The organism is Nostoc cf. edaphicum LEGE 07299 (assembly GCF_015207245.1).
GTDB classification, from domain to species: Bacteria; Cyanobacteriota; Cyanobacteriia; order Cyanobacteriales; family Nostocaceae; genus Nostoc; species Nostoc edaphicum_B.
Genome location: NZ_JADEXF010000705.1, coordinates 1 through 3,389, shown reverse-complemented (window position 1 = coordinate 3,389; position 3,389 = coordinate 1). Strand labels below are relative to the sequence as shown.

At 42.3% G+C, this 3,389-nt stretch carries 2 protein-coding genes; one reads left to right on the top strand and one right to left on the bottom strand.

Features of this window, described 5'->3' with window-relative positions; all coding sequences use genetic code 11:
* Nucleotides 1–982: hybrid sensor histidine kinase/response regulator (locus tag IQ229_RS19290; protein WP_194046510.1), on the top strand; the 982-nt coding region annotated here is incomplete at its 5' end.
* A gap of 433 nt (nucleotides 983–1,415) precedes the next feature.
* On the opposite strand, the gene IQ229_RS19285 is transcribed toward IQ229_RS19290, so the two are convergent.
* Nucleotides 1,416–3,176: a ShlB/FhaC/HecB family hemolysin secretion/activation protein gene (locus IQ229_RS19285; protein ID WP_409339948.1), complete on the bottom strand. Its 1,761-nt coding sequence runs from the start codon at nucleotides 3,174–3,176 to the stop codon at nucleotides 1,416–1,418.
* Nucleotides 3,177–3,389: the final 213 nt, after the last annotated feature.

The window sequence follows — 3,389 nt, the reverse complement described above, 5'->3', positions numbered from 1 at the left end:
AATTCAGCAATCTCCACCCGATCTGATTCTGTTAGATGTAATGATGCCGGGGATAGATGGCTATGAAGTCACACGTCGGATTCGGAATAACCCTGCAATCTCTTATATTCCCATTCTGTTGATTACTGCCTTTCATCAATCCAGCGTTGTCGAAGGTTTGGATGCTGGTGCTGACGATTTTATTCGGAAACCATTTGATACTGATGAACTACTGGCAAGAGTGCGATCGCTATTACGTCTCAAGCACAGTCTGGACGAACAACAAAAAATGGCCCGTCAACGGGAAGATTTTGTTTCCCGTCTGACTCATGATTTGCGAACTCCTCTAGTAGCTTCTGATCGTATGTTGAATTTGTTTGAAATGGAAACATTCTGCAAAATTTCACCGGAAATGAAACAGGCGATCGCAGTTATGATTCGCAGTAACCAAAATTTGATGGAAATGGTGAACACCCTGTTAGAAGTCTATCGCTTCGAGGCAGGTAAAAAAACTTTGAATTGGGAGGAATGCGATTTATGTGAGATATCTCAAGAAGTAGTCAGCGAACTAAGTCCTCTAACTAGTGAAAAAGGCTTAACTCTGGAAGTTGATACCCGTGAATTAGATCCACTGAGTCAAAACGCTGGTATTATCATGGGCGATCGTTTAGAGTTACGGCGAGTTTTAAATAACCTGATTGCAAATGCCATTAAATTTACAGATACGGGAGGTATAACAATCCGCATTTATGAAACATCATCTAATCCCGGAGATCCAGATTCGGTAATAATTGAGGTACAAGATACAGGATATGGGATTGCGCCAGAAGATCAGGCAACAATTTTCGAGCGATTTCGCCAAGGCAGAAATAAACGCTCAGGTAGTGGCTTAGGACTACATCTATCTCATCGCATTGTAGAAGGGCACGCAGGAACTATCAAGGTCGCTTCTGAAGTAGGGAAAGGTAGTTTATTTACTGTGCAACTACCTAAAAACGCTTAAGTTATTCTCCTTGAACACAGATTATTTTGCGGATATTTCCCTGTAAATTATATTTAATTTTTGATGTGTTTTTATGCCCCCAACAAAAATTAAATTAGCTTAAATTATATGGATTAATTACAGCACCATTTGAAGGTTAATCCAATCAGAATCTTGCTGGATAACTTGCCTCTTCCAATATTTGTATACTCCCAATGGCAGATGTATTGATAGACTAAAATAACTAGATCGACTTTTGTATCATTCTATAGATAGTAGAAATAACTATTTTACGAAGTTATTATTTAACCTATTAATGCCTGAAAAACGTGTATGCACCCTGGAATCATAACCCAGGGTCTTTTTTATAAAAACTTAGATAATCTTCATATTTTCATCATTGAGTACTGTCTATCCCCATCTCAACTCTTACTAAGGTGGAGATGAACAGCGCTTAAAAAGGATTATAGAGTAAACTAAAATACAGACCGTTTTCTTGTAATGTTCTCTCATTTGAGTTGTTAACAGATACCAAAGGAATACCCCAGTCAAGACGAACGGTGAAGCGATCGCCCTGTGCCCAACGCAACCCCAGACCAACAGCAGCTAAAGTATTATGGTCGGGATTATCTTTACCAGAACTGTTCCAGCCAACACCAAAATCCACAAAGGGGATAATCTGTAAGATGCTATCTATCTGAGGTAAGCGCAGAATCGGTACTTGAATTTCCGCAGAAACAAAAGTGCCATTATCTGTTAGCAGGTAATCTTGACGGTAGCCTCGAATACTATCCTGCCCACCTAAGCCAAATTGCTCTATAGGCAGAAGTTTTGTAGATGCTAGTTGCGTATTTAAACGTAATAACAATAAGGTTTCAGGAGCTAAAAGGCGTGCCCACTGCGCTTGCCCTTGCCAAGCAAAAAAACGGCTATCAGGAGGATCTTGATTAACTGTGGCATTCAACACATCTATGCCCAAACTGAATTGAGAGCGTAGGGCGATGACTTCACGGCTGTTACGACTCGTCCATTCTTGAAAAACTCGCAACGCAGATACCCTAGTGCGTCCCTCGTCATCAGCACCAGGCGAAAGGTCAGAGGCGGGAACCCCTTCTCTCTGTAGTCTCGACGAGATATCACTTTCGCGTCGGGAAGCTGTTAACCCCAGAGCGAATTCTTGTGTAGGAGTTTGGGTTATTGGCTGGCGAAATGTCAATTCGTAGTAGCGAGAAGCCGATTCGATATCTAGGATGTCGAAAGGACGCTCAATGACATTGCTCGACGTAGTGCCATAGTTAAAGCTAAGAGTTCCGTTGCGGGGATTGAGAGGCAATGTGTAACTAGCGTCAAAGGAGTTGCTACCATCGGTATTGGTGTAGCCTAAACTCAGACCATCTCCCAATCCGAGTAAGTTGGCTTCATTCAATCGTAATCCGCGTCGAAAACTGCCAACACTAGGCGATCGCCCATTATCAAGAACTATTTGGCCACTAAAGGTTTTTGCCTCACTGATTTTAACTTCCAAAAGACTCGTACCCGTCCGCGATCCTGCCGAGAGTTCAGCAGTCACGTTCTGAATCAAAGGATTAAGTTGCAAAAGTTGCAGTGCTTCTAATAGACGCTGGCGATTGAGAGGCGGTGATGTGGCTATTGCTAGTCGGCTGCGGACATAATTCGGATTCAGCCGCCGAGTTCCAGTTACCTGAATATCTTCTAATTTACCTTCGACCACCTGAATTTTGACAACACGGGATTGGGGTTGGATTTTTTGGGGTGGAATCAAAGCACCAGACGTAATATAACCATTTTTGACATATAAATCAGTGATTTTGGAACGTGCTTGAAACAATTCAGTCAGCGAGATCGGTCGTTTGGTAAATTCAGCAGTAGCGAGGGCTAATTCTTGGGCACTGAAAACTGTGCTACCAACAACTTCAAAGCGTTCAACAACAATAGTTTGAGGAAAGTTGCCAGGGAGTGGTGCATCAGGTGTAGGAGTTGGGGCAGAGGGTGGAAGTAGTTCTGCTGGTGGGGGGAGTGGCTGTGGCACTTCAGGTGAGGGAAGTGGTGAAGGTGTGGGTGGTTGGATATCCTGTGGTGGTGGTGGTGGTGGAATTTGTTGTGATAGGGTGAAATCACTAGTTAGTAATTGTGTAGTATCAACAGCCTGAGCTTTCAGTGGACTTAAAGATGTACTGCTAAGTAATAAAAGCATACTCAGCGGTAAGCAGGACAGTATAAGATTCTGAGGGTATTTATCAATCATCGCACTGGACTATTTTTGTCAGTAACTATGGGATTATACGGGGACTGCTTCAGATGTGAATCTTACTTCATCTTTTGCCGCTAAAGTTAATATCTTGAGCAAATCCAATTTAAAAGCTAAATCATCTGGTGATTGCAGACTTAAAAGTATCAATGAGATATC

Excerpts from the sequence above, each read along its gene's own strand:
- IQ229_RS19285 (WP_409339948.1), bottom strand. The coding sequence starts at position 3,176 with ATGCTTTTATTACTTAGCAGTACATCTTTAAGTCCACTGAAAGCTCAG.